The organism is Gordonia ajococcus (genome assembly GCF_012974285.1).
GTDB classification, from domain to species: Bacteria; Actinomycetota; Actinomycetes; order Mycobacteriales; family Mycobacteriaceae; genus Gordonia; species Gordonia amicalis.
This window is the reverse complement of the sequence record NZ_CP052884.1, coordinates 865,206-891,867: the sequence shown is the minus strand read 5'-3', so window position 1 is coordinate 891,867 and position 26,662 is coordinate 865,206. Positions and strand designations below refer to the sequence as shown.

Here is a 26,662-nt window from a genome sequence, read left to right as displayed (position 1 = left end):
TCGTCAGAGCGAGTCGATCTCACTCATCGGGTCGATCAGCACCTTCGCATGGTGAGCGGCCGCGCCGAGCGCGTCGAACGCCGGCGCCACCCCCTCGAGCCCGACGGTCGCGGTGATCATCGGCCCGACGTCGACCTTGCCCTCGGCGATCATCTGCAGGGTCTCGTGGAATTCGGCCGGATCGTAGACGAACACGAACCGCAGCTCGATCTCCTTGTTGAGCGCCATCGCCGGGCGGAACGTGTCCGGTTCCATGCACACACCGACCACGACGACACGTGAGCGGAACGGGGCATTCGACACGACGTGCTCGATCATGCCCGGAGTGCCCACGCATTCGAAGATCACCGGCCCCTTCGGCGTCGCGCCGAGCCGATCGGCGATTCGGAACAGGGAGTCCCACGGCGCCAACGGGATTCGACGCAGAGTGTGCATCGCATCGAAGGCGGTGCCCAGCAGGTCCTGCGCCGCGGTGACGTATTTGCCCTCGCGCGCACACCGGTCGAACGGTGACTCCACGGCCGGATCGATGACGATGTCGGCGCCGACGCGCCCGGCCAGGGCCCGGCGCCCCGCGGACAGATCGCTCGCGATCACGGTGCGCACGCCCGACGCCTTGAGCATCGCGACGACCGCGAGCCCGATGGGTCCGCAGCCGATCACCACGGCCACGTCGCGCCGGCCGACCTCGCCGCGGCGGACCGCGTGATGGGCGACGGCCAGGGGTTCGGTGAGGGCCGCGAGTTCGACCGACAGGCCGTGGGGAATCTCAAAAGTCATGTCCTCGGACACCAGCACGAACTGCGCGTAGGCGCCCGAAGCCGACGCCGTCAGCCCGGTCAGATGCGCCTCGTCGCCGTGCCGGATCATCGGCACCGACACCACCGGCGTCCCCGGCGCCCACCGCTTGCGGCATCCGGGCCCGTAGGACACCACCTCGCCGGCGAATTCGTGGCCCAACACCACCGACTGGTCCGAACGCATGAACGCGCCATAGCCGACCTCGTCGGACACGTCCGCGGTCGCGTCGCAGTGCACGCGGGCATGGAGGTCAGACCCGCAGATCCCCGCCCGCAGGACCCGCAGGAGCACCTGTCCGGTCTCCGGAACGGGCATGGGGACGTCTTGGACGGTCAGCTCACCGGCTCGACACACGACTGCACGCATGCCTCATGAGTATCAGCCGCACGGGGATCCCGTCAGCCGAAGTAGACACTCCCCCGCCGGCTCAGCATCCGGAACAGGGTCTGCTGGATCTCCTCGCGGACATGGTCGGTGAGGTCGAAGACCACCATCGGGTCGTCGGCCGACGATTCGTCGTAGGAACCGGTCTCGATCGGGCGGCCGAAGTGGATGTGCCACTTCGACGGCAACGGCACCATGCCCAGCGGGCCCAGCAACGGGAACAGCGGCGTGATCGGGAAGTACGGAAGGCCGAGCACCTTGGCGAGCGGCTTGAGGTCGGCGAGCATCGGATAGATCTCCTCCGAGCCCACGATCGACACCGGGATGATCGGCGCCGCGTTGCGCAGTGCGGTGGTCACGAAGCCGCCCCGGCCGAACCGCTGCAGCTTGTAGCGGTCCTTGTAGAGTTTGCCGATGCCCTTGAACCCCTCCGGCCAGACGGCGGTGAGCTCCCCGGCACGCAGCAACCGGTCGGCGTCGCTGTTGCAGGCGAGCGTCGCACCGATCCGGCGCGCGACCTCACTGATGCCCGGCGAGTCGAAGGCCATGTCGGCGGCGAGGACACGCAGGTACCGATGGTCGGGATGGTTGTCGCGGACGGCGAGCGAGGTGATGATCGCGTCGACCGGGATGGTGCCGGCGTGGTTGGCGACGAGGAGCGCACCGCCCTCGAGGGGCAGGTTCTCGATTCCGGTCACTTCGACGCGGAACCACTTCTCATAGACCTGCCGAACTGCCGGAAACCACACCGATTCGGTGAAATGGGGATCGAATCCGAACTCGTCGACCTCGTACTCGCCTGTCATCCGCTCGCGGATGAAGCCGGCGGTGGAGGTCAAGGTGTCGGCGACGGCGTTCCGAATGCCACCGAGACTGAACAGCGGGCTCGACTTCGACGGCCCTCGGTGTTCGACACCGAGCGCCTCGTCCGACAGGGCGATCTCGCTGCTGATCGGGGTCACCCGCGCGGGCGGACGTCCGAATCCATCGGTGTTGGGATGACCGAGGCCCGTCGAATCTCCCTGCGTGACACCGTGTTTCACACGCCGCTCGGGCGTCTGCTGGCTCGGATGTCGGCGACGGCCGGAATCACGTGCACCGCGGCGATCCGCGGTGGCGTCTGGTCCCGACGATGACGCATAGAGCTGTATGACTTTCGCGGTACGTGCATCTGTCGCTCCGCTACCTGCCAAGGCGCTCACCCCTTGTTCCTGTTCCTAGGATCGTCCGTGTGTCGGCGAACCCCCGCTCGACGGTTTGAACCGGGGCTGCCTGAACTACTGGCAATCGTTCCGTCACAGGCCATTCCTTCGGATCTACAGACGCAGCGCCGCGTTGTCGATGACATGAAACGGGACCTGGGAACGGCCACGATCTTCCCCGCGTGATCGCCGGCATGTTCCCGAAGTCCTCACCCTCGCCCGCGGTGGAGTGGCTGCCCCTGCGCGCAGTGTGGGTCTGATGACCCAGTCTAGAGGTAGCAGTGACGTTGCGCACCTTGACCGGAACTCGTCGTACAAATCTCGTCTCGCATTTCACTGGAGTTGATGTGCGGCAGACACGACTCGCTGATCGAACGCACGCCACGCGTCGGACCCGATCACCGGTGTCACGCCGCTGCGTTCGACGAAGTCATCGAGGGTTTCCATGGTCGTGTACCGCGGCACGAAACCCAGTTCGGTGCGCATCCTGGTGGTGTCCAGCACCCGGCCATAGGTCAGGAATTCGGTCTGCGACGAACGCAGCTTCGCCGAACGCGGATCCTGGAAGACGCCGGAGATCGGCGCGAGGAGACCGCTCGGGACCGGTAGTTCGATGTGCCCGAGCCGACGGATCGCCTGCGTCAGCGTCACCACGCCCTCGCCCGCGAGATTGAACGTGCCCGGCTTGCCCGCCAGGGTGACATGCTCCATCGCCGCGAGCGCATCCTCCTCGTGCAGGAACTGCAGACGCGGCTGGTAGCCGAGGACCGTCGGCACCACCGGCGCCGACAGATACGAACCCATACGCGTGGTGATCCGCGGACCCAACATCGCCTGCGGACGCACGATCGTGATGTCGATGTCCTGGCGCCGGCGCCCGAGACCGCGCACGTAGCCCTCCACGTCCAGGAGGTCGCGGCCATAGCCGCGCTTGGGCTCGCGGCGCGCGCGGGTCTCCTCCGAGAAGTGCGACGGGTCGTGTGCACTGGCCCCGTAGACCATCGCCGTGGACCGCAGCACGAGACGCTTCACCGACGGCGTCCGCTGACAGGCGGCGCAGACCTGCATCGCGCCGAGAACGTTGAATTCCTTGATCGCCGCCGAGTGCGGCGCGGTGTCGGCGATCGACGTGGCGGCGTGCACCACCGTGTCGACCCCATACGACGCCAGGGCCTTCGCGATCGTGGGACGCCGGATGTCCAGGCGCAGGAACTCCGCCCGCCCCATCCGGCGCAGCAGGTCCTTGCGCGGCACCCGGGAGTCGACGGCCAGCACACGTTCGATCTGTGGGTTGGCTGCGAGCCGCGCGACCAGATACCCGCCCAGGAAAGTCGACGCTCCCGTGACCAGGACGACCCGAGGTAGCACTGCGGAGGATTCGGCCATGGCGTCGAGGCTAACGGCATCAACCCGTTTCAGCCCGCCGAGGGGCGGAGATCGGCGTCATCGGTGACGAACGACCCCGAAACCACATCATTCGTGTGACAAAAGACCCCAGCGGCAACAGCCCCGGACACCACAAGGACCCGCCGAGGCGGGTCTGCAACAGCAAAAGGACCCGCCGAGGCGGGTCTGCAACAGCAAAAGGACCCGCCGAGGCGGGTCCTGGTGCCATGCGAGTGCTTATTTGCCGAGTTTGCGGCGCTGCACCCGGGTTCGACGCAGCAGCTTGCGGTGCTTCTTCTTCGACATGCGCTTGCGGCGCTTCTTGATCACTGAACCCATCGGGGCGCTTCCTCACGATTGACACTGATGAACTTGACCGACCCTGGCCTGCACTCGATCGGCTTCGTCAGTGATCGTCGACTGGCGTCGACGACCCGGGTCGAGGAGCTCACCGGTACATCCAGGTACGCGACCACTGAGCCTACCGGGCCGTGTGTCGGATCAGGAAATCGCGGTGTCCGAAATGACGGCGCGAAACCGGCTGCCGGCACAGGCGAACAGCCGCTCCAGACACAACACTCCCGGGGCGGCGACGGGGCCACCCTCGGGAGTGCTGTGTGAAACTGCTGATCGGCGCGTCAGCCGAGACCGAACCTATCCGGCGTCGAAGTACGACGTCTCCAGGTAGTCGTGCACCGCTTTCGCGTGCACACGGAACGAGCGTCCGACCCGAACCGCAGGCAGTTCGCCGTTGTGGACGAGACGGTAGACGGTCATCTTCGAAACGCGCATCAGCGACGCAACCTCGGCGACGGTGAGGAACTGCGACCCAGAGGTCGCGTTGCTCACCGAGGCCGTCCTGTCACCAGGAGTGTCTGCAGGTGCCATTGATCACTCATACCTCCGGTGCACGCGTCGCGGCCGCAGGCTTCCCCTCCTGCGGACATCAGACACGCACGTGCTTAAAGCAGCTTAGCGTGGCAGATGTGAAAAAAGCGACGTGAGGGGCCGTGATTCCTGAGATTTCTGTGACTCGACCCCAACATGCTGGGGTTTAGCTGCCTGTCGACCACTACTCATGGGGTGTCGGAAACCGCGTGTCCCGACGCCAAACCCTCGACTTCCACTCGACGTCCGCCTCGTGCGCTGGCGGCCGCGCACGCGCGAGTCGCCTGGTAGACGGCGTGCCGTAGACCGTTCGCCTCGAACTCGCGGATCGCCTCGGCGGTGGTCCCGCCCGGAGAGGTCACCGCGGCCCGCAGGTCGACGGGTGACATACCCGAATCGCTGAGCAGGACCCCCGCACCGCGGATGGTCTGGATGGCCATCTCGGACGCCTGGGCGCGGGTGAGTCCGAGCCCGACACCGGCGTCGATCATCGCCTCGGCGAGCAGGAAGACGTAGGCGGGTCCGGACCCGGACACGGCGGTGACCGCGTCCATCTGCTTCTCCGGTACCACGGCCACCCGCCCCACGGTCTTGAGGAGTCTGACGACCGCCTGGAGTTGCTCCTCGCCGACGTAGCGGCCGGCAGCGACCGCGGACATGGCCTCGTTGACCAGCATCGGGGTGTTGGGCATGACACGGATGACCGGCGAACCGGCCTGTAGGGCGCTTTCGTAGCGCTCCAGCGGGATGCCGGCCACCAGGGTCACGGTGACGCGTTCGCTCTCGGCGTTGTCCTCCGCCGAGGCGAGGATGTGGAGCACCGAGTCGACGTCGTCCGGCTTGATGGCCAGGAAGACGTAGTGCGCGGATTCGGCGGCCGTCTTCACGTCGGTGACCAGGACCCCGTACTCGTCGGCGATCTCGGACGCCCGGGATTCGAGTTTCTCCGCGACGACGAGATCCTTCGTCGGGGTTCCGGCGCCGATCAGGCCGGCCAGGAGCGCCTCCCCGATCTTGCCTCCACCGATGATGGCGATGCGTTCGGTCACGAATGTCTACCTTCCTGCGGGAATGAGTGCCAATTGGCGGGACTGGGCGACAACCGTCCCGGTCGAGTCCACCACGAGATGATCCTCCTCGAACATTCCGGGCCCGACCTCGGTACTCGTCGCGGCGAAGCGCAGCCACCCGGGCGCCGGATGCCGTCGGACATAGGTGGTCAGCTGCACGGTCGGCGCCCAACCGAACAACGCGAGATTCATGACCACCGGCGGCGAGATGTCGCAGACGAGGACCGAGAAGTATTCGTCGGGATCGACGTCCTTCGGACGGATCCACCCGCGCACGAGCGGCTCACCGGTCTCACCGCGGACGATCGGGAACGTCTCCGGGTCGAGGACCAGGTCGATCGCCGCGCCGAGGTGGTTGACCTCGGCGATCGGCGAACCGTCGAGGGGGATGCCGGTCGACGGCGGTTCGACTGGCGTGCCGTCGAGCACGTTCGGACCGGAGTGGTGCGGGGTCCCGGAGTCGGGACGCGCCATCGTCACCGACGAGGAGACGACCGTACGACCCTGCTGGACCGCGTCGACGTGCAGGACCGTCACGGTCCGGCCGCGTTTGCGCACGGTGATCGCGAAATCGATGTCCGCGGCGTCCGGGGCGGTCAGGTAGTCACTGGCGATGGCGACCGGGATCATCGCGGCGGACGCATCCGCGACTTTCGGGTCGTCGGACGGGGTGAGGGCGGTGAGTGCGGTGAGTGCGGTGCGCGCCGCCTTCGCCACGACCATCTGCAGGGTGCCGCCGTGCACCTTGGGTCCGATGGTGAAGGTCTCGTCGATGTGCGCACGCAGCGTGATGGCGTCGGGACCACCGCGGTCCACCTCGGTCAGGATCTGCACCTCGGTGATCTTGCTGGTCATGGTCCCCGCTTTCGTCGTGCCGACCCCGACGCCGGCGAAGACCGCAACGCGACGATCTCCGGCGTCAGTTGTTGCGCCGGCCGGCGCTCTCGGGGTGCAGCTCCCGTTTGAGATGCTGCCGCGCAAAATCTAGCGAACGGGCCAGGAGTGCACCGCGCTCGGGCTTGGTCCGGGCGCTGCCGGTGCTGACCTCCAGCACCACGGCACCGGCGAAGTCGCTCGCCGCGATCCGGCGGCACACCTCGGCACACGGTTGTCCACCGTCGCCGGGGATGAGGTGTTCGTCGGTCGCCGCACCGTGCCCGTCGGCGAGATGGAGGTGGTTGAGGTTGCGTCCCATGCGATCGAGGAGATCGAGGGCGTCCACCCCGGCCGTCGCGGTGTGCGAGAGGTCGAGGGTGTAGTTCGCGTATCCGTCGTCGGTGGGATCGATCGACTTGCCGAATGCGGACGCGGCGAGACCGGGCCCACCGCCCCGCTTCTGGAGTCGTCGCACGGATGGTTCACGTGATCCGAAGAAACGGTCGGCACGCATCGGGAACATGTTCTCCACGGCTATCGCGACCCCGCTGTCGTCCTCGAGCTCGCCGACGAGGTCGTCGAAGGCCGACACATAGCCGCGCTGCCAGCGGAACGGTGGGTGCACCACCACGGTCGGGGCACCCAGATCCTCGGCCGCCTGCACCGATCGGGCCAGTTTCACCACCGGGTCCCGGCCCCAGACGCGCTGTGAGATCAGCAGGCACGGGGCATGGATCGACAACACCGGGACCTGGTAGTGGTCCGACAGATATCCGACGCGGCGAATGTCCTGGCTGACCGGGTCGCCCCAGACCATCAGCTCGACCCCGTCGTAACCGAGATCCGCCGCGTAGGCGAAGGCCGCCTCGGTGTTCTGCGGGTAGACCGAGGCGGTGGACAGACCGATGGGTATCTCTGGTCTGGGGAGAAGGGGTGGCTCGGACGACGTCACGTTGCCAGCAACACAAGTGGACCGATGGTCACCAACAGCCCGACGCCCAATGCGAGCAGCGTCGTCGCCAGGTCCTTGGTGCGCCGCACGACGTGCGAGAGCGTGACGATCCCGAAGATCACCAGCACCGCGAGGACCAGCGCGAAGTACGGGTTCCAGCGCCACAGCTCGGTGAATCCCCAGAACAGACCGATGCCGACCAGCAGACCCACGACTGCCTGACCGAGGATCAGGAGCCAGGCGAGGGCCGGTGACCGCTCCTCCCCAGCCTCCGGTTCGCCGACCTCGCTGCCGGCGACCGCGGGCTTCTCGACCTTGCCCTGCTCGGAGTCCGCGGCGCCCGCCGAGATGGCGGCGGTCTCCTCCGACGACCCGTCGGCGACGACGTCGGGGGTCTCGTCGAGATCAGTGGTCTCCTCCACGCGTGCGGTCTCGTGCTTGGACAGGACCACCGCCTCGGAGCCCTCGGCCGGTTCGGGGGTCGTCTCGTCCTGCTGGTTGTCCTCTTCGTCCACGACCGGCGCCGACCACGCCTCGGTGTCGTACCACTGGGCCGACGCCTGCCAGGCCTCTGTTTCCTCGGGTCGGGTCTCCTCCGGCCGGGTCTCGTCCCGCGCGGTGTCCTCGCGCGTGGAGTCGTCTTCCGGGGGCGCGATGGGCTCGATGATCTCGGTCGGGTTGTCGTCGTCACGGCGTGCCCGTGCCGCGGCGGCTCGCGCACGGCCACCCGGAACGGACCGCGTGCCGGTGTCCTCGGCCGCCGACGTGCCGGCCTGGGTCCCGGAACCGACGGCCCCCTTCCGGCCGAAGAGCTTGCGTGCGAGCCCGCCGAGCGCCTTGGCGCCTTTGAGCCTGCTCGTACCGGTCGGCTGTGCACCGGGGCCGGCGTCGCCTTCCACGTCGGCGAAGTTGCGGTAGGCGTCGAAGTCCATGACGTCGGAGAACCCGCTGTCACCGCGCTCACGCGGTCCGGAACCGGAGTCGACCTCGGTCAGGTCGTGGGTCACCACATCATCGGATTCGACGACGACGAGACCTTCGTCGGTGCCGCCATCGGCCCCGTCCACCATCGGGATGATCCCGGTGACCGCGTTCGCCGACTCCTCGTCGACGGGCTCCGAATCGCGCGGCGGACTCATGCGGCGGGCCACGGCGTCCGAGCTGAAGTCACGGGTGGCCGGCGGCGTCGCGCCGAAGCCGGGCATCCCGCTGGCGGTGCGACCTCCCGGCGCGAACGGCCGGTCCGGGCGCGGCCGATCGGCGACCGGGCGGTCGTCGGCGGCGCGACGCGCAACGGGATTCCCCGACCGTGGGAACGGACCGCCCGGGGTCTCGGTCCCCGACCGGCCCGTGGGGCTCCATCCGCGGGTCGCGGGCCCGGATGCGGTCTTGTCGGCGGAGGTCCCGGTGTCCTTCGGCTCCGAGGCCTTCGCCTCGGTCGGCTTCGCCTCGGACGCGTCGGGCGCGGCGGATTCGGGCGCAGCCGGGGTCGCGGTCTCGGTGGCCTCGGCCTCGGTGGTCTCGGTGGCCTCGGCCTCGGTGGTGGTCGCCTCGGTGGGCTCGGCCTCCGGGGCCTCGACCGTCGGAGCCTCGGCCTCCCGGGCCTCCGCGGACGCACCCTTGTCTGCGGGCGCGATCTTCTCGTCGGCCTGCGGTGCGGACGCGTCGTTGATCTTCGGGATCTCTCCGGTCAGTTCGGAAACCGAGACCGAGCCGTCGCGACCCGCACGCCGCCGTCCCCGACCGTCACGCCGGGTCGGCGTCGTACCGCCGGCCGCCTGCGACCGGGCGAGTAGTTCCGATACCGAAATGGGTCGAGATTCGGGTTCCGAATCCTTCGACATGAAGTGGCTCTCCGTCCTCGAACGTCACCGGATGCCGGTCGAGCGCATCCGCTTGGGTAACTCTCGGCGCTCGTGGACCACACCGTCGACCTTCTCCCCCATCCCGCGCACCCGTGGGCATCGCAGACCGGATCAGCCGACGCCGCCACGGGCGCCAGTCGTCTGTGAGGGCTCGAACGAGTCGGCCGGTTCCGCGTCAAGTCGACGCAGGATGACGCCCTCCCGCAGAGCCCACGGACAGATTTCCAGTGTATCGACTTGGAAGGCCCGCATAGCCGCCTCCGCCACGAGCGCCCCCGCAACCAGCTGACCGGCACGATCGGCGCTGACGCCTTCGAGCTCGGCGCGGTCGGAGCGGGTCATCCGGGAGATGAAGGAGATCAGCTGACGAAGGCCACCTGTGGTCAGTTCGCGACGAACGCGGGGTCCCGCGCTCGACGGCGCGGCCCCGGTGAGTCGGGCGAGGCTGCGGAAGGTCTTCGAGGTGCCCACACAGAGGTCTGGTGAACCGGGCCCGAGGAGTTCCTTGGCCGGTCCACGCAACTCCGCGTCGAGCCAGTCCCTCAGGACACCGATCCGACGCCGGTCCGGTGGATCGTCCGGCAGCCACTCACGCGTCAGCCGGCCGGCGCCCAGGGGCAGCGACAGCGCGACATCGGGCTCCTCGTCGACGCCGTTGGACATCTCCAGGGACCCGCCGCCGATGTCGAGGGCGAGGATGCGTCCCGCGCTCCACCCGCGCCAGCGGCGGACGGCAAGTGAGGTGAGCCGCGCCTCGTCACGGCCGGACAGGACCGCGATGCGCACACCGGTGCACCTCTCGACCTCGTCGAGCAGATCGTCGGAGTTGGTGGCGTCCCGGACGGCCGACGTCGCGAAGGCCATCATCTGCTCGCATCCGGAGGTGGCCGCGATGTGGGTGAACTCCTCAACCGAGTCGATCAGCTTCGCCACGGCCTTGTCACTCATCCGGCCGTCGTCGTCGATCTGTTCGGCCAGCCGTAGAACCGCCTTGGTCGAACTCATGGGGGTCGGGTGACCGCCCCGATGGGCGTCGACCACCAGGAGGTGGACAGTGTTGCTACCCACATCCAGAACTCCTAAGCGCACGCGTCAACGGTAGTGCAGGCGTCGTGGCGGCACGATCCCGGCTACCGTTGTGGTCGTGACCGCCATCTCGCCGTCCGCGCCACGAATCACCCCCGCCCCGGAGGTCGAACTCGACTTTCCGCGCGAATGGTACGAATTCGTCGATCCGGCCGATCCCGAACACCACATCAGAGCCGACCTGACCTGGCTGCTGTCGCACTGGACGTGCGTCTTCGGCACCCCGGCCTGCCAGGGCATCCTGCCCGGACGCGAGACCGACGGCTGCTGTAGCCACGGCGCCTACCTGTCCGACTCCGACGACCGCAAACGTCTCGCCCACGGCGTCTCGATGCTCACCCCCGAGGACTGGCAGTTCCACAACAAGGGTTCCGGCAAGAACCCACTCGGCCCCAAGGGCTACCTCGAGGAGGGTGACCTCGATGACGAGCCCGCGCTGAAGACGCGACTTCACAAGGGCGCGTGCATCTTCCTGAACCGTCCGGGCTTCGCCGGCGGCGTGGGTTGTGCACTGCACTCGATGGCCTTGCGCAAGGGCCTCGAGCCGCTCACCGTCAAGCCCGACGTGTGCTGGCAGCTGCCGGTGCGCCGTGAGCAGGACTGGGTGGAACGTCCCGACGGCACCCAGGTGTTGCAGACCACGATCACCGAGTTCGACCGCCGTGGCTGGGGCGAGGGCGGGCACGATCTCAAGTGGTACTGCTCGGGATCGCCCGACGCACACGTCGGCGCGAAGCAGGTCTGGGAGTCCTATGCGCCCGAGCTGACCGAGCTCATCGGCGCCGCCGCCTACGAGGCCCTCGCGGCCGCATGCCGGCGCCGGAACGGGTTGGGGCTCATCGCCGTTCACCCGGCAACAACAGCCGCGACCGCGCGTCGCGAGACCGACGTCAAATACGAGCTGCAGCCGCCGGAGTGACACGGGTGCGCGGGGACACCCCGCGCACCCGGCTCAGGCCTCCAGTTTGTATCCGAGTCCGCGAACGGTGATGAGGTGTTTCGGGTTGGCCGGGTCCGGCTCGATCTTGGAGCGCAGGCGCTTCACGTGCACGTCCAGGGTCTTGGTGTCGCCGACGTAGTCGGCACCCCAGACGCGATCGATCAGCTGCCCGCGCGTCAGCACACGGCCGGCATTGCGCAGAAGGTATTCGAGGAGATCGAATTCCTTGAGCGGCATGGTGATCGATTCACCGTTGACCGCGACGGTATGACGCTCGACGTCCATCCGGACCGGGCCCGCCTCGAGGACACCGAGATCGAGGTCCTCCTCGGCGGTGTCGCCCCCGCGTCGCAGGACCGCCCGGATGCGGGCGATGAGTTCCCGTGCCGAGTACGGCTTGGTCACGTAGTCGTCGGCACCGAGTTCCAGGCCGACGACCTTGTCGATCTCGGTGTCGCGGGCTGTCACCATGATCACCGGCACATTCGACCGGGCCCGTAGGGCCTTGCAGATCTCTGTCCCCGACATCCCGGGCAGCATCAGGTCGAGGAGCACGATGTCGGGGCTCACGCGGTCGAAGGTCGGCAGCGCCTGCGCACCGTCGTTGACGATGCTGGCCTCGAACCCTTCCTTGCGCAGTAGGAACGCCAGCGGATCAGCCAGCGATTCCTCGTCCTCGACGATCAGCACGTGGGTCAACTCTCAGATTCCTTCGTTGTCGTCACCGCAGGGGTGGCCGATCGGATCGGCAGATGGTGGGGACTCACCTGGACCCCCCATCCTCGGTGGACCAGTCCATGTCGGAGAGGTCCTCGGGGATGCACAGCGTGAAGGTGGAGCCCGTACCGGGTTCGCTCCACAGGTTGATCGTGCCGCCGTGATTGGCGGCCACGTGTTTGACGATGGCCAGGCCCAGTCCGGTACCACCGGTCATCCGCGACCTCGCCTGGTCGACGCGGAAGAACCGTTCGAAGACACGCTGCTGGTCGGCGCGCGCGATGCCGATGCCCCGGTCGGTCACGGCGATCGCCACCATGGGCCGGCCGTCGATCTTGATGATGCGGCGGCTGATCGAGACGACGGTGTCCGGAGGCGAATAGGCGATGGCGTTGGTGATCAGGTTGTTGAGAGCGGTCAGCAGCAGGAGCCGGTCGCCGCGGATCGTCGCGCCGATCGGGTCGTCGGACCGCAGTTCGATCGCCGCCGCCTCCGCCGTCAGCGTCGCCGCCGAGAGGGCGTCGTCGATCAGTTCGTCGACACCGACCGGGGTGAACTCGGGGGTGTCGCCCTCCTGCAGGCGGGACAGGGCCAGCAGCTCGCTCACCAGCCTGCCCATGCGTTTGGTCTCCCCGACCACCCGTTGCCCGAAGTGCCGGACCGACTCGACGTCGTCGGCTGATTCCAGGAGGGCCTCGGCCAGCAATCCGATGGCTCCGACCGGCGTCTTGAGTTCGTGCGACACGTTCGCCACGAAGTCGCGCCGGGTGGCCTCCAGACGCTTGTGTTCGGTGTCGTCGAGGCCGTAGACCACGGCGTAGCGCTCGTCGTCCTGTGCCACCACCTTGGCGAGGCACCGCACGTGTTCGACGATGGGTCGCGGGGTGCGGCCGGTGGAGACGAAGCCGAGGGTCGAGGTGGGCGGGTTGAACTCGAAGTGGTGATCGACGTGGGAGTCGAGGACGTCCTTGACCGCATCCCAGACGGGGTCGGCGAGCAGCATCTCGCGGACGATGCCCAGTTCGACGGCCCGCTGGTTGAACATCACGACATCCCGGAACTCGTCGACCACCGCGACGGCGGTCGACGAATGGCGGACCACCATGCTCAACAGGCCGGCCTTGGTCATGCGGCCGTCGGCGGTCGTCGACGCGACGTCGGAATCGCGGATCTCGGCGGATGCCGACACGGCCCGCGGCACCAGCGCGCGGTCGGTGGCCGGAACCGGCAGGGCAGCGTCTGGAGAGCACTGGAATTCCGCGGGTGCACGTCCCCGGCTGGACGATGAGCGGAGCGCGAGGCGTCGGGACCGCCGGGGTGCGTCGAGTCGACGGCCCAGCATGACTCCGAGGATGAGCGCGAGTACGAACGCGATCGTCGCGGCTGAGATTGCGGCGGCCACCCGCTCAGCTTACGGCCGAACCAACTCCGGTCGCACATAGGTCGCAGCTGTTCGGCAGCTGTTCACGCGCCGTTGGCCGAAGAGGTGGCGGTCGGCGCGGATGACCGTCGACGGGTGATGACCCCGCCGCCGGCGCGAGGTCACTGCGGGACCGGGACCGCCATGTCCGCGAACTCCGGGTGGCGCTCGATGAAACGCTGAACGTACGAACACACCGGGACCACCTGCTTGCCGCTCGCCCGGATGTCCTCGAGGACGAACCGAACGAGTTGTCCCGCATAGCCATGCCCGCTGTACTGCTCACGGATCACGGTGTGGGTCAGCACGACCTGGTAGTACTCGGAGACATAGTCGAGATAGCCGACGACCTCGTCCTCGCCGAAGGAATCAGAGACGAGAACCGCCTCATACCTTTCCTGAGCGGGGGAATGATCGATCCGCAGGGTGCCCACATCCGCCATAGCGTCTAATGTAGCGCGGGTCACACCAAAGAAGCTATGGCGATTATGTTACACGCTCCTCGCACGGCCTCCCGGACGGCGGGCGCGCCGCCGTGAAGGCCTACTTCTGACCCTGGGCCGCGACGGCAGCCGCGCCGGCGGCAGCCGCCTCGGGGTCCAGGTAGGTGCCACCCGGATTCAGCGGCTTGAGGTTCTCGTCGAGGTCGTAGCGCAGCGGGTTGCCGGTCGGGATGTTCAGGCCCGCGATGTCCTCGTCGGAGATGTCGTCGAGGTACTTCACGAGCGCCCGCAGCGAGTTGCCGTGTGCGGCGATGAGCACGGTCTTGCCCGCCCGGAGATCGGCGGCGATCGTCTCGGTGAAGTACGGGATCATGCGCGCCACGACGTCCTTGAGGCACTCGGTCAGCGGCACCTGGTCGAGGTCGGCGTACCGCGGATCGCCGACCTGGCTGTACTTCGCGTCGGGCTCGATGGCCGGCGGCGGGGTGTCGTAGCTGCGACGCCACAGCATGAACTGCTCCTGGCCGTACTTCTCCAGGGTGTCGGCCTTGTTCAGGCCCTGGAGCGCACCGTAGTGACGCTCGTTGAGACGCCAGTCGCGGACCACCGGAATCCAGTGGCGGTCGGCGCGGTCGAGGGCGATCTGCGCCGTCGAGATCGCGCGTCGCAGAACCGAGGTGTACAGGACGTCGGGCAGGAGGTCATGCTCGACGAGCAGTTCGCCGGCCCGCTCGGCCTCGGCCTTTCCCTTGTCCGTGAGCGCCACGTCCACCCATCCGGTGAACTGGTTGGACGCATTCCATTCGCTCTCGCCGTGACGCATCAGGATCAGGGTGCCGTTGCTCATGGGCGATAGTTTCGCACAGACGCGCTGGGCCCACTTCCCACCGCCCCCGACCCCGCCCTCTCCCGTCGCCCCGACCCCTCCCACCCCCGGATCGGCCCGTCCGACGAATCGGCGGTGACCGGCGCAATTCGCTCGGCGGCCCTGGTATCCGAGGGCTAGCGTGATCCCATGACTGCCAGCACAAATGCCGGGGAGACCGGCAAGAATGCCGAACAGCAGCCCGAACTCAAACGCGTACTCGGTCCGAAGCTGCTGCTCCTGTTCATCATCGGCGACATCCTGGGCACCGGCATCTACGCGCTGACCGGACAGGTGGCCGGCGAGGTCGGGGGCGCGGCGTGGCTACCTTTCCTCATCGCCTTCACCGTCGCGACGCTCACCGCGTTCTCGTATCTCGAGCTCGTGACGAAGTATCCGGAGGCCGCAGGCGCAGCGCTGTACGTGCACAAGGCCTTCGGTATCCACTTCGTCACCTTCATCGTCCTGTTCACGGTGATGTGCTCGGGCATCACATCGGCGACGACGGCGTCTCGTGCCTTCGCGGTCAACATGCTGACCGCGTTCAGCGGCGACACCCCCGACGCCACGAATCCGGCCCTGTACGCGGTGGCCATCGGCTTCCTGCTGCTCGTCATGTTCATCAACTTCCGCGGCGTCGCCGAGGGCGTCGGCACCAACGTGGTGCTGACGCTGGTGGAGCTCTCCGGTCTGCTGCTCGTGCTGTTCATCGGGTACTGGTTCATCGTCGGCGGCAACGCCGAACACTGGGATGCGGTGGTGGCCTTCGAGAGTCCCGATGACAAGACCGCCTTCGTCGCCGTCACCGCGGCGACCTCGCTGGCCTTCTTCGCGCTCGTCGGTTTCGAGGATTCGGTCAACATGGCCGAGGAGTGCAAGGAGCCGACCCGTATCTTCCCGAAGGTGATGCTGAGCGGCCTCGGCATCACCGCACTCGTCTACGTCCTCATCGCGATCTGCGCGGTGGCGATCGTGCCGGTGGGCGTGCTGGCCGAGAGCGAGACGCCGCTCGTCGACGTCGTGCAGGCAGCGGCACCGGACTTCCCGATGTCGGACCTGCTGCCGTGGATCTCGATGTTCGCCGTCGCCAACACCGCACTGATCAACATGATGATGGCCAGCCGGTTGCTCTACGGCATGGCCAAACGAGGCGTGCTGCCCAAGGTCCTGTCGTACGTGCACCCGGGTCGCCGGACGCCGTTCGCGGCCGTCCTCTTCACCACGGTCATCGCCCTGCTACTACTCACCTATGTGAGCTCCGATCCGAATAGTTCGGTCGTGGGACTGCTCGGTGGCACCACCGCGCTGCTGTTGCTGGCGGTGTTCACCGTGGTCAACGTATCGGTCCTCGTCCTGCGGCGGGACAAGGTGGAGCACAAGCACTTCCGGACCTCCACACCCGTCGCGGTGGTCGGCGCGATCACGTGCGGCTACCTCACCCTGCCGTTCACCGGCCGTGACCCCGAACAGTATGTGATCGCCGGCTGGCTCCTGTTGCTCGGCGTGGTCCTGTGGGCGCTGACGTACTGGTGGCACAAGCGGTCCGGCGGCCATGCCGTCAGCTACGACGAGGTTCCGCCGCATCAGATGAAATGACCGTCCTCGCGGCCAACGCGGACCGGGCCGAATACACCGACCCCCACCCGGTGATGTGATCACCCGGGTGGGGGTCGGTGTTCTCGTAGCGGGGACAGGATTTGAACCTGCGACCTCTGGGTTATGAGCCCAGCGAGCTACCGAGCTGCTCCACCCCGCGTTGCAGTGAGCAACACTATCGGCGGGACGGCAGCAGACCTAATCGGTCGCCCGAGCGAGGCCTGGGCCTCTACTTGCGCAGGTCTTTGCGCAGGATCTTGCCCGACGACGACTTCGGGATCGCCTCGATGAACTCCACCGCACGAACCTTCTTGTGCGGAGCCACCTTCGACGCCACGAACCCCATCACCTCATCAGCGGTGAGCTGCGCATCCGGCTGCCGCACCACGAACGCCTTGGGGATCTCCTCCCCCGACTCCGCATCGATCACCCCGATCACCGCAACATCGGCGACCCCCTCATGGGTCAACAACAACGCCTCCAACTCCGCCGGCGGCACCTGATAACCCTTGTACTTGATGAGCTCCTTGAGCCGATCGACGATGTAGACACACCCCGTCGGATCGACCTGCGCCAGATCACCGGTGTGCAAAAACCCCTCGGCATCGATCGTGTCCGCGGTGGCCTGCTCGTTGTTGAGGTAACCGAGCATCACATTCGGGCCCTTCACCCACAGCTCGCCGGGTTCCGAGAGCCCTTCCTGCGGCAGCGGGAGGTCCTCGCCGGTGGCCGGATCGACGATCTTGTTCACCGTGTTCGGCACCGGCCAGCCGGTCGACGACAACGGCGGATCCTCACGCCCCAGCGTCGCCTGGGTGTCGAACGGGATGGTGTGGGACACCGGGGAGAGCTCGCTCATCCCGTAGCCCTGCAACATGTGCAGATCCAGACGCTTCGCCACCGCCTGACCGAGCTCGTCATCCAACGGGGCCGCCCCCGACATCATCGTGTGCAGCGAGGACAGATCGTAGTTGTCGACGATCGGGTGCTTGGCCAGCGCCACCGCCACCGGCGGCGCGATGTAGGCCATCGTCACCTTGTGGTTCTGGATGTTCTCCAGGAACTCGACGAGGTCGAAACGCGGCATGATGACCAGCGATCCGCGGGCGGCCAGAGCCGCGTTGAGCAACACCGTCATGCCGTAGATGTGGAAGAACGGCAACACCGCGATCACCACGTCGTCGGCGGTCATGCCCTGCAGCGGACGCAGCTGGGCGACGTTGGCCACGAGGTTGCGGTGAGACAGTGCAACGCCCTTGGGATTTCCGGTCGTCCCCGAGCTGTACGGCAGCACCGCGACATGGGTCTTCGGGTCGAAGGAGACATCCGGGGCGGGGAGATTCGCACCCAGCAGATCCACCGCGTTCGGGTGACCCGAGGCCTCCTGCCCCTCACCGTCGAGGACGATCAGGTTCTCCGCGGGCAGCCCGACCTCGTCGGCGGCCGCCTTGGCCTGTTCGAACATCGGCGATATCGTGACCAGCATCTTCGCACCCGAATCCCGCAACTGCTTGGCGATCTCGGGCGCGGTGAACAGTGCGTTGATCGTCGTCGCCGTCGCGCCGGCCCGCAGGATGCCGTGGAACACCGTCGCGAACGCCGGAATATTCGGCGACAGGATGCCCACCACGTCCCCGACCCCGATTCCGCGCGACGCGAGGGCCCCGGCGGCGGCCTCGATCTGCCCGACGAGCTGACCGTAGGTGGTCGTCGTACCCGACTTCGGGTCCACCAGGGCAATCCGTTCGCGGTCCTCGTCGGCGATCGACCCGAACAGGTAGTCGAAGACACTCACATCGGGGATCTCGACGTCGGGGAAAGGACTCGTGAAGCTCATGGCACCTCCAGTGGTGGGTGGGTTTCGCCTGCGCATCGTATCAACACTCGTTAATACGATGTGACCTGGACCTCTTTCATCGCCCAGTCTTCCCGAATCACCTCCGCGGCGTCGAGTATTTCGGGACGAGTCGCGCGGCCGAGAGTTCCGGACGGCACCATGAGAACCACCCGGCCACCACAGCCTCCACAGTCAGGCCGGTGCCGATCTCTCGACATTGCCGCCTGCCCCCGCCATCACGGCGCCAACTTCGCCCGGAATTCCGCGACTCGTGCACCTCGTGCGACTGGTGTTCACCAGTGGCGCGAGCATCCTTCACGAATGCGAAACACCCTGACACAAGCATGGTTTCGCCAACCAATCGGTTGTGGAGAAGCCTGGCCATCGAACGCATGTTCGAGTACATTGGAGTCATGGCGGAGCTCACCACACTTCTCGACCAGCTCATCGAGATCACCCCACCCACCGACGACCCCACCGGCCGAACAACTCTCGAACAACTCGACACCTGGCGGTTGATACGCAACGTCGCCGACCACCAGATCGCAACGCATGCAGAAAAACTCGATGATCTACGCGTTGCAGAAAGGCTGGTTCCACCACCAAGAAGCTGCTGATCGAGATGGGATTCGCCCCCGCAGTATCAACACGCACCACCCGCATCGCCGACGCGATGGACACATTGGGCAAGGTCGAGGCCTGCGCGGCCGACGGACGTCTCTCCGCCGAGGTCGTCGACGCCATGGTGCGCGGAATGTCGACCATCAAGAAACGCTCCCCCACACAGCTCTCCGACGGCGACCACGCCATCTACGAGACCGAGCTCCTCACCCAGGCCCTGTCCGGCGCCACACCCACCGAAATACAGAAACACGCCCAGACCATCGGCAACACCATCGCTGACGATCAGGGCGGCATCCCAGCCAGCGACGACCGCACCCTCGACACCCTCTCCCACCACACGACCGATGACAGTCGAGTCGAAATCCATGCCAACGTGACGCAACTCGTGGGCGAGAAGTTCATCGCGATGATCGACGAACGCAGCTCCCCCAGCCCGAACCCGACGGGTCGCCCGATCGACGCTCGGCCGCCCAGATCCGCGCGGACGCACTGGAGGTGCTGTTAGATCAAGCTGCCGCAGGTGCGGCGATGGACACCATCGGCACCCCCAGAACCCAAGTGGCGTTGACCATCCCCGCCGACGGCGGCAACCCAGCATTCCTACCCTGGACCGGACCGGTCACCCACGCCATCGCCAAACAACTGTCCTGCGACGGGACCCTCACCGAGATCATCATCGACGGCGAGACCGTGCCACTGCAGATGGGCCGCGAACGACGACTCTTCCCAGCCCACCTACGCAAAGCGATCATCATCCGCGACCAGACCTGCATCAAATGCGGTGCGCCGCCATCCCATACACAGGTCCATCACATCCAGCACTGGACCGCCGACGGTGACACCGACCTCGACAACGGCTGCCTGCTCTGTCAACGCTGCCACACCCAAGTCCACCACAACGGCTGGGACATCCTCCTCGGCTACGACCGCCACCCCTGGCTCATCCCACCCGCCGACATCGACCCTCAGCGCCGACCGCTACCCGCCTACAACCGCCGCATCATGCGCCTAGACGACATCGCCGCCTGACAAAACAGACTCACGCGCAGCGGGTTTCGATACGGCTCGTCGCAAGCTCCTCACCTACTCAACCAGCAGAGGCACCCGGCCACCAGCCGGGACCGCATCCGTTCCTTGACAACTCCACAGTGGAAATCCGGTTACCCGAGGTGGCCAGGAGGATTCCTCAGGCGCCGGAATCCTCCTGGTCGCTGGAGGTCTGAGCCCCCTCGACCACGGATTCGCCTGGGACATAACGCCCTTCGAGCGGAGCGCCGGCCTCGGGTAGCGCGTCCTTGTCGATGAGGTGCTCGAAAGCCAGGAGGTTGCGCAGGGATTCGCCACGCGAGACGCGCCACGCCCATTCGCGCTGGATCGAGGTGAGGAACCCGAGTTCGAGCAGGGTGTTGAAGTCACCGTCGGCCGCCTCGAGGACCTGCCCGAGGACGCGGTCGAGTTCATCCGAGCCGAGCGCGTCGGCCGAGATCCGGCCGACCAGGTAGATGTCCCCGGTGTTGTCGATGGTGTAGGCGACGCCGTACAGCCGACGGTTGCGCTTGAGGAGGTATCTGTAGACGCCGGTGTGGTTCTCGTCCGGCCGGCGACACACGAAGGCCTCGACCCTGACCCCGTGCTCACTGGCGGTGAGCAGCACCGTCGTCTTGAGTTTCTGCTCACCCGGCAGTTCCAGGATGACGTGGTCGACGTCGGCGCCACCGCCGCTCTTCCGCGAGTAGGCGATCTCGTTCTCGGTCAGTGTCTTTTCGAGCAGGTCGACGACCTCGGTGCGACTCACGACATCCTCTCAGCTGGGGAACGGGGTTCGGCGAGACCGTTCAGACGGTCACCCGGTTACGCCGCCGACGCCAGCGCCGGCGTACTCGTGCGGGCCCACCCGGGCCTTGCGCCGCCGCCTGTTCGGCCTCTGCGTGGGCGGCATCCGACTGGGCGGCGAAGGAGTGCATTGCGTGGCGGTAGCTCTCGATCAGCTGGTCAACCGTGTGCTCCCAGGAGAACCTCTCGGCGTGCCGACGGGCGTTGCGGCCGAGTTCAGCCAGCCGATCGGGTTGCGCGAGAAGCTTTTCCAGCGCATTCGTCCAGTCACCGACCGCGTGACCGTTGACCAGCACGCCGGTGCGGCCGTCGTCGACGGCGACGCCAAGACCTCCCACGTTGGCGGCGATGACCGGCGTCCCACAGGCCTGCGCCTCGATGGCCACGAGCCCGAAACTCTCGGAATGGCTCGGCACCGCGACCACATCTGACGCGCGGTACACCTGGACCAAGCGGTCCGACGGCTGCGGCGGGAGGAAGGTGACGGACTCGGAGATCCCGAGTTCGGCGACCTGATCCATCAGCGCGGTCGGCCGCTGAAGCCCGGAACCCGAAGGCCCGCCGACGATCAGGAGCCGCAGCTGTCGCCCGGACGCGGACGCATCCTTGATCAGGGGCGCGATCGCCGAGACCAGGAGGTCGGGCGCCTTGAGCGGCTGGATTCGTCCCACGAATGTCACGATCGTCTCGTCGGGGTCGAGGCCGAGGATCGATCTGGCTTCCGCCGACGATCCGGGGGTATAGCACTCGAGGTCGGCGCCCGGCGTCACCACGTCGATGCGGTCGGCGTCGGCGTCGTACATCGAGAGAAGTTCCACCGCTTCGGTTTCGGTGTTCGCGACCAGCCGATCGGCCTCGCCGACCACCTGCTGCTCGCCGATGACCCGCAGCTGCGGTTCGGCGGTGTCGCCCTCGGCCAGTGCGGCGTTCTTCACGGCGGCCAGGGTGTGGGCGGTGTGCACCAGCGGCACACCCCATCGGTCGCGCGCGAGCCAGCCGACCTGTCCCGACAGCCAGTAATGCGAGTGGATCACGTCGTAGTGGCCGGGCGCCTGCGCCGCCTCGGCCCGCAACACCCCCGCGGTGAAGGCACACAACTGAGCGGGGAGGTCGCGTTTGTCGAGGCCCTCGAACGGTCCGGCGACCACGTTACGGACGGTCACGCCCGGAGCGGCCGCGACCGAGTGCGCATCGGACGACGACGTCGCCCGGGTGAAGATCTCGACCTCGATACCGCGCCGCGCCAGCCGGATCGCGGTCTGCCACACGTAGACGTTCATCCCACCCGCGTCACCGGTGCCCGGCTGCGCCAACGGCGAGGTGTGCACGGAGATCAGCGCGACACGCCGCGGCAACGGGCTGGAGGTCATGGCCTCCACCTTAGAGAAATGGCGTCGACGGTGACGCGCGCCCTCCGCTTCCACCAGCGCTCACCCGAGCAGTCCCGCGGCTTCGCGTCCGGCCCGACGATCCCCTACACTGTTTTCGGTAACGATTGTCATTTGCGAAAAAGGGTGTCATGAGGAAATCGCTTCTGGCCGCGGCCGGAGTTCTGTCCGCCGCCGCGCTGGTGCTCACCGGTTGCTCGAGCGACTCCGGGAACGGAGACGGCACCCCGACCGTGGTGACGTCGACCAACGTCTGGGGCTCGGTCGCCTCCGCGGTCGCCGGCGACAAGGCCACCGTCACCGCCCTGTACACCAGCACCGATGGCGATCCCCATGAGTTCGAGCCGTCCGCCGCCGACACCGCGACGGTCGCCGACGCCGACATCCTCGTGATGAACGGCGGTCACTACGACGCCTACATGGAGCAGGCCGCGAAGTCCTCGGACGCGACCGTCGTCGATGCATTCGAACTCGCCGGCAGCGACGAGCACGATGCCAGCGACCACACCGACCATGGCGACGCAGGTCACGACCACGGCACCGAGAACGAGCACGTCTTCTACGACCTGCCGGTGGTCGCGGAGGTCGCCGGCAAGATCGCCGATGCGCTGTCCGAGCAGGACCCGGAGAACGCCGGGACCTACCGTGCGAACGCCGAGACCTTCACCTCCGGCATCGACGGTCTGCGGACCGAGCTCGCCGGCATCCGCAAGGCGCACGACGGCACGAAGGTCGCCCAGACGGAGCCGCTCGCGGGTTACCTGCTCACCGAGGCCGGCCTGGCCGACGCGGCTCCCGCCGGGTTCACCCAGGCCGTCGAGGAGGGTCAGTCGCCGTCCGCCGCGGACCGCGCCGCCATGCAGGATCTCCTTGCATCCCGCGGCGTCGCCGTCCTGATCTACAACGTCCAGGCCATCGACCCGGTAACCCAGGCGATGCTCGACGTCGCGAAATCCTCGAAGGTGCCGGTTGTCGAGTTCACCGAGACCCTCCCGGACGGCGTCACCGACTACCTCGCCTGGCAGCGCGCACAGATCGACGCGCTCGCGGCAGCCCTCGACACCGAGAAGAGGTGACCGCGATGACGGTGGGCACCGACCCGGTGGTGACGTTCTCGGGTGCGCGACTCGGCTTCGGCGACCGCGTGCTCTGGGACGACCTCGACCTGACGATCCGCCCGGGTGAGTTCGTCGCCGTGCTCGGTCCCAACGGCTCCGGCAAGACGTCCTTACTTCGTGTCCTGCTGCGTCAGTACCCTCTCGACAGCGGCGCCGTCGCGACCACCGGCGCGATCGGCTACATCCCGCAGCAACACGCCGATGACGCCGACCCCATGGCGATCCGCGGCCGGGACCTGGTCGGTTTCGGCGTCGACGGCAGCCGGTGGGGTCTCGGCCTGCGCGGCCGGTCGCGCAGGCGCGAACTCGTCGACCGGGCGCTCGCCGCGGTGGATTCGCTCCCCTACGCCGACGCACCGCTCGGCGTCCTCTCCGGCGGCGAACAGCAGCGACTGCGCGTGGCCCAGGCCGTCGTCAGCGATCCCGCCCTCCTCTTGTGCGACGAGCCGCTGGCGAGCCTGGATCCCACCAATCAGCAGGTCGTGGTCGACCTCATCGACCAGCGTCGACGTCAGGCCGGGACCGCGGTCGTGTTCGTCACGCATGAGATCAACCCGATCCTCCCCTACGTCGATCGTGTGCTCTACCTGGTCGGCGGGCGGTTCCGCATCGGCACCCCCGACGAGGTGATGACCACCGAGACGCTCAGCGAGCTGTACGGCAGCGACGTCGAGGTGCTCCGGGTCAATGGTCGACTCATCGTGATCGGCGGCGAGGACGCACACCACTGCGTCGACATCGCCGACGCCGGAAGCCAGTCCGCATGAGCGTGACCTCGCTGGCCGTCGAACGTCGGTTCAGCGACCTCTGGGACTTCTCCGAAACCGTGAACCTGCTCGGCTACGACTTCATGCAGCAGGCGCTGCTCGCGATGATGTTGCTCGGACTGCTCGGCGGGCTGCTGGGACCGCTGATCGTGGCGCGGCAGATGTCGTTCGCGGTCCACGGCTGCAGCGAGTTGTCCGTGACGGGTGCGGCGGCCGCTCTGCTGATCGGCTTCAGTGTCAATCTCGGTGGTGTCATCGGTGCGGTGATCGCGGCCGCGGTATTCGGGTTCCTCGGCAACAAGGCCCGCGAACGCGACTCCGTGATCGGTGTCGTGATGGCGTTCGGCCTCGGAATCGGTGTCCTGTTCCTCGCCCTCTACGGCCGCATCGGTACCGGTTTCGCGCTGCTGACCGGACAGGTCGTCAGCGTCGGGATCGACGGTCTCGTGGCGATCGCGATCACCACCGCCGTGGTCGTCGCGGTGCTGGCGGTGATCTATCGACCGCTCCTGTTCGCATCCACCGATCCGCGGGTCGCGCAGGCGCATGGCGTGCCCGTCCGGACGCTGTCCGTCGTCTTCGCGGTCATCATGGGACTCGCGGCGGCCCAGGGTGTCCAGATCATCGGCGCGCTGCTGGTGATGTCGCTGCTGATCACCCCGGGTGCGGCGGCGGCGCGGGTGACCGCGAATCCGGCTCGGGCTCTGGTGCTGTCGGTCGTCTTCGCCGAGATCGCCGCGGTCGGCGGGTTGCTGATGTCACTCGCGCCGAAACTCCCGGTCTCGGTGTTCGTCACGATCATCTCGTTCGTGATCTACGTCGTGTGCCGCTTCATCGGCTCACGCCGCGTGCACGCCACGCGCTAGTACTCCTGGGCGCTAGTACTCCTGGCGTCAGTACTCCTCGGCGAACCCCGGATTGCAGCGGGCGCCGATCATGTCCTCTTCGGTGACGACGGGGCGTCCCGGTTCGAGGTTCCAGCTCGGTTTCTCGGGTTCGACGATCCGCGCGAAGCGCCAGTGGCACTCGAACTGCGCCTGCATGCCGGGGGTGTCGGCGCCGGCGTCGAGTCCGACGACCTCCCGCCACGCCGCGGCCATGGCCGTGGGGTCCTGCGTGTACCGCCCGGAAGTGGTCGGGAACACCGAGAGGCTGGGACCGACCTCGGTGTCGGTCCATTCGACGCGTTCGATGAAGGGTGCCCGGTAGACCACCGTCGGAGTGGTCGGCGAGTCGCTCGCCCCGTGGGTCGTCGTGGCCGCCCCCGCCGTGACACCGCTGGGCGTGACACTGCCCGGCGTCGTACTGCTCGGGGTGGCGCTGATCGGGGCACCGGTACCGGCGGGTTCGGTCGAACCACATCCGCCGAGGACGATCGCGACGCCGACACCACCGGCGCAGGCAGAAGCGAAGATCCGCGCCCTCGTTTGTGCCATCGACGTACTCCTCATGACGCCACCCTAGGCGACGAGTAGCCTGCAGCTGTGTGAGACACCGGCGCACGATGCGGATGCTCGCCGCCGCCCTCGTCGTCGTGCTCGGCGGACTGATCTGCATGACCGGCTGCGCCCTCACCCCGCTGGCCGGTCCACCGGAGTCCACCCAATCCCACCGAGTCCGCGCCACGCCCACCGGCCTCGCCCTCGACGGGAAGCCGTGGTGGCCCGTCGGTTTCAACGCCTACCAGCTCGGCACGGACTGGTCGGTCAACACCGGTTGTGGCGCGGAGGTCGATCTCGACGACTATTTCGCGCAACTGCCGCCGCGCGCGCTCACCCGTTTCAACCTGTATTCGTCCTTTGTCGTCGACAAGCGCAGTGGGCTTATGGATTTCGGACCGCTCGACCGGGTCTTCGCGGCCGCCTCCCGTCATCGGCAGCTGGTGTTGCCGGTGCTCACGGGCGGATCGGGAGACTGCGAGGACGGCCGGTTCAAGGACCGTGGCTTCTATGTGAACGGCTGGCGCACCCAGAAGTCGCGAAGTCACCAGACCTATGCCGAGTGGGTGCAGACGGCCGTGACCCGGTGGCATGACGAACCGTCGATCATCGGCTGGGAACTGGTCGGCGAACCGGAGGCCAGCAGCTGCGGCACCGCCTGCGACTGGCGGAACCGGGTGTGCCCCGACGACGCCACCGCGGTGCTGCGAGGCTTCTTCGATCAGGCCGGTGCGCACCTCCGTTCCTTCGACGACGCACGACCGATCTTCTCCGGACTGGTGGGTGGCGACCAGTGCGGAATCGCCGGGGACGCCTATGCGGAGGTCGCCGGGTCGAGCGGGATCGATGTCCTCGACTTCCACGACTACAGCTCCGGCACGCACTCCGGACCGCGCGGCAGCAATCTGCCCACACGCATCACCCAGTCGCGTCAGCTCGGAAAACCACTGGTGGTCAACGAGATCGGCGTCGAAGCCGGATCGTGCCTGCCGCTGTCCACCCGGGCGCGGCAGCTCGACGCCATCATCACCCGCCAGCGCGACGCCGGAACCGCGGGCGCACTGCTGTGGTCGTATGTACCCGACCCCCGCACCTCGGAATGCACCTACGACATCGGCCCACACGATCCCGCGTGGAAGGTCGTCCGCGACCATGCGCGCTGATC

Annotated in this window: 24 protein-coding genes, 1 tRNA gene and 1 pseudogene; 7 read left to right on the top strand and 19 right to left on the bottom strand. The window is 67.4% G+C overall.

Annotated features, from left to right (window positions below; all coding sequences use genetic code 11):
- Positions 1–3: 3 nt before the first annotated feature.
- The 10 genes from GAA2_RS04070 to GAA2_RS04025 form a co-directional block, all read right to left on the bottom strand.
- On the bottom strand, positions 4–1,167 hold the full coding sequence (locus tag GAA2_RS04070) for a zinc-binding dehydrogenase (protein ID WP_006437554.1): 1,164 nt from the start codon (positions 1,165–1,167) through the stop codon (positions 4–6).
- Between the two features lie 32 nt (positions 1,168–1,199).
- Positions 1,200–2,387 (bottom strand): lysophospholipid acyltransferase family protein, encoded by a 1,188-nt coding sequence (locus tag GAA2_RS04065; RefSeq protein WP_024500051.1) that lies wholly within the window; start codon positions 2,385–2,387, stop codon positions 1,200–1,202.
- A 333-nt stretch (positions 2,388–2,720) separates the two neighbouring features.
- Entirely contained in the window at positions 2,721–3,773 is a 1,053-nt protein-coding gene (locus GAA2_RS04060; RefSeq protein WP_006437552.1) for an NAD-dependent epimerase/dehydratase family protein, read from the bottom strand.
- 237 nt (positions 3,774–4,010) lie between these two features.
- A complete protein-coding gene (locus GAA2_RS04055) occupies positions 4,011–4,112 on the bottom strand; it encodes a 30S ribosomal protein bS22 (protein WP_003402602.1) in 102 nt (33 codons plus the stop codon).
- A gap of 315 nt (positions 4,113–4,427) precedes the next feature.
- Positions 4,428–4,661: a helix-turn-helix domain-containing protein gene (locus GAA2_RS04050; protein WP_006437551.1), complete on the bottom strand. Its 234-nt coding sequence runs from the start codon at positions 4,659–4,661 to the stop codon at positions 4,428–4,430.
- 188 nt (positions 4,662–4,849) lie between these two features.
- Positions 4,850–5,710 carry a pyrroline-5-carboxylate reductase gene (gene proC, locus GAA2_RS04045; RefSeq protein WP_006437550.1) on the bottom strand — a complete coding sequence of 287 codons (861 nt, stop codon included), beginning with the start codon at positions 5,708–5,710 and terminating at the stop codon, positions 4,850–4,852.
- Positions 5,711–5,716: 6 nt separating this feature from the next.
- On the bottom strand, positions 5,717–6,586 hold the full coding sequence (locus GAA2_RS04040; protein WP_096273168.1) for a thioesterase family protein: 870 nt from the start codon (positions 6,584–6,586) through the stop codon (positions 5,717–5,719).
- Between the two features lie 64 nt (positions 6,587–6,650).
- On the bottom strand, positions 6,651–7,559 hold the full coding sequence (locus GAA2_RS04035; RefSeq protein WP_006437548.1) for a sugar phosphate isomerase/epimerase family protein: 909 nt from the start codon (positions 7,557–7,559) through the stop codon (positions 6,651–6,653).
- On the bottom strand, positions 7,556–9,403 hold the full coding sequence (locus GAA2_RS04030; protein ID WP_096273166.1) for a hypothetical protein: 1,848 nt from the start codon (positions 9,401–9,403) through the stop codon (positions 7,556–7,558). Before GAA2_RS04030 ends, GAA2_RS04035 begins: the two co-directional genes overlap by 4 nt.
- Before the next feature lie 132 nt (positions 9,404–9,535).
- Positions 9,536–10,513, bottom strand: a complete 978-nt coding sequence (locus tag GAA2_RS04025) for a Ppx/GppA phosphatase family protein (RefSeq protein WP_006437546.1) — start codon at positions 10,511–10,513, stop codon at positions 9,536–9,538.
- Positions 10,514–10,568: 55 nt separating this feature from the next.
- Here GAA2_RS04025 and GAA2_RS04020 point away from each other — a divergent pair, with 55 nt between their 5' ends.
- Positions 10,569–11,429: a hypothetical protein gene (locus GAA2_RS04020; protein WP_024500053.1), complete on the top strand. Its 861-nt coding sequence runs from the start codon at positions 10,569–10,571 to the stop codon at positions 11,427–11,429.
- Between the two features lie 33 nt (positions 11,430–11,462).
- Here the strand turns inward: GAA2_RS04020 and GAA2_RS04015 are convergent, their stop codons facing one another.
- From GAA2_RS04015 to GAA2_RS04000, 4 genes are all read right to left on the bottom strand, one after another.
- Positions 11,463–12,149, bottom strand: a complete 687-nt coding sequence (locus tag GAA2_RS04015) for a response regulator transcription factor (protein ID WP_006437544.1) — start codon at positions 12,147–12,149, stop codon at positions 11,463–11,465.
- A 64-nt stretch (positions 12,150–12,213) separates the two neighbouring features.
- Entirely contained in the window at positions 12,214–13,569 is a 1,356-nt protein-coding gene (locus GAA2_RS04010) for a sensor histidine kinase (protein WP_006437543.1), read from the bottom strand.
- A gap of 140 nt (positions 13,570–13,709) precedes the next feature.
- The gene (locus GAA2_RS04005) at positions 13,710–14,030 is read right to left on the bottom strand and encodes a GNAT family N-acetyltransferase (protein ID WP_006437542.1); all 321 of its coding nucleotides are present in this window, start codon (positions 14,028–14,030) and stop codon (positions 13,710–13,712) included.
- 100 nt (positions 14,031–14,130) lie between these two features.
- The gene (locus GAA2_RS04000; RefSeq protein ID WP_006437541.1) at positions 14,131–14,877 is read right to left on the bottom strand and encodes a phosphoglyceromutase; all 747 of its coding nucleotides are present in this window, start codon (positions 14,875–14,877) and stop codon (positions 14,131–14,133) included.
- A gap of 168 nt (positions 14,878–15,045) precedes the next feature.
- On the opposite strand from GAA2_RS04000, the gene GAA2_RS03995 reads away from it, so the two are divergent.
- Complete coding sequence (locus tag GAA2_RS03995) at positions 15,046–16,491, top strand: APC family permease (protein WP_006437540.1); 1,446 nt, start codon at positions 15,046–15,048, stop codon at positions 16,489–16,491.
- 86 nt (positions 16,492–16,577) lie between these two features.
- Here the strand turns inward: GAA2_RS03995 and GAA2_RS03990 are convergent.
- Positions 16,578–16,651, bottom strand: a tRNA-Met gene (locus tag GAA2_RS03990).
- A gap of 69 nt (positions 16,652–16,720) precedes the next feature.
- Positions 16,721–18,328, bottom strand: coding sequence for a 4-coumarate--CoA ligase family protein (locus tag GAA2_RS03985; protein WP_024500054.1), 1,608 nt, complete (start codon positions 18,326–18,328; stop codon positions 16,721–16,723).
- 413 nt (positions 18,329–18,741) lie between these two features.
- Here GAA2_RS03985 and GAA2_RS03980 point away from each other — a divergent pair.
- A pseudogene (locus GAA2_RS03980) lies at positions 18,742–19,981 on the top strand (DUF222 domain-containing protein).
- 157 nt (positions 19,982–20,138) lie between these two features.
- On the opposite strand, the gene GAA2_RS03975 reads toward GAA2_RS03980, so the two are convergent.
- A complete protein-coding gene (locus tag GAA2_RS03975) occupies positions 20,139–20,747 on the bottom strand; it encodes a YbjN domain-containing protein (protein ID WP_006435646.1) in 609 nt (202 codons plus the stop codon).
- A gap of 40 nt (positions 20,748–20,787) precedes the next feature.
- Entirely contained in the window at positions 20,788–22,155 is a 1,368-nt protein-coding gene (gene mshA, locus GAA2_RS03970; protein ID WP_024500058.1) for a D-inositol-3-phosphate glycosyltransferase, read from the bottom strand.
- Positions 22,156–22,304: 149 nt separating this feature from the next.
- Here mshA and GAA2_RS03965 point away from each other — a divergent pair, with 149 nt between their 5' ends.
- Genes GAA2_RS03965 through GAA2_RS03955 form a run of 3 tightly spaced genes read left to right on the top strand, consistent with a single transcriptional unit; the run spans position 22,305 to position 24,924 of the window.
- A complete protein-coding gene (locus GAA2_RS03965; protein ID WP_096273162.1) occupies positions 22,305–23,249 on the top strand; it encodes a metal ABC transporter solute-binding protein, Zn/Mn family in 945 nt (314 codons plus the stop codon).
- Positions 23,250–23,254: 5 nt separating this feature from the next.
- Positions 23,255–24,058, top strand: a complete 804-nt coding sequence (locus GAA2_RS03960; RefSeq protein ID WP_006435649.1) for a metal ABC transporter ATP-binding protein — start codon at positions 23,255–23,257, stop codon at positions 24,056–24,058.
- Positions 24,055–24,924, top strand: coding sequence for a metal ABC transporter permease (locus GAA2_RS03955; RefSeq protein WP_006435650.1), 870 nt, complete (start codon positions 24,055–24,057; stop codon positions 24,922–24,924). Before GAA2_RS03960 ends, GAA2_RS03955 begins: the two co-directional genes overlap by 4 nt.
- 27 nt (positions 24,925–24,951) lie before the next feature.
- Here GAA2_RS03955 and GAA2_RS03950 read toward each other — a convergent pair whose 3' ends face one another.
- Complete coding sequence (locus GAA2_RS03950; RefSeq protein WP_006435651.1) at positions 24,952–25,494, bottom strand: DUF2599 domain-containing protein; 543 nt, start codon at positions 25,492–25,494, stop codon at positions 24,952–24,954.
- Between the two features lie 74 nt (positions 25,495–25,568).
- Here GAA2_RS03950 and GAA2_RS03945 point away from each other — a divergent pair, with 74 nt between their 5' ends.
- A complete protein-coding gene (locus GAA2_RS03945) occupies positions 25,569–26,660 on the top strand; it encodes a beta-mannosidase (RefSeq protein ID WP_191834975.1) in 1,092 nt (363 codons plus the stop codon).
- Positions 26,661–26,662 lie beyond the last annotated feature (2 nt).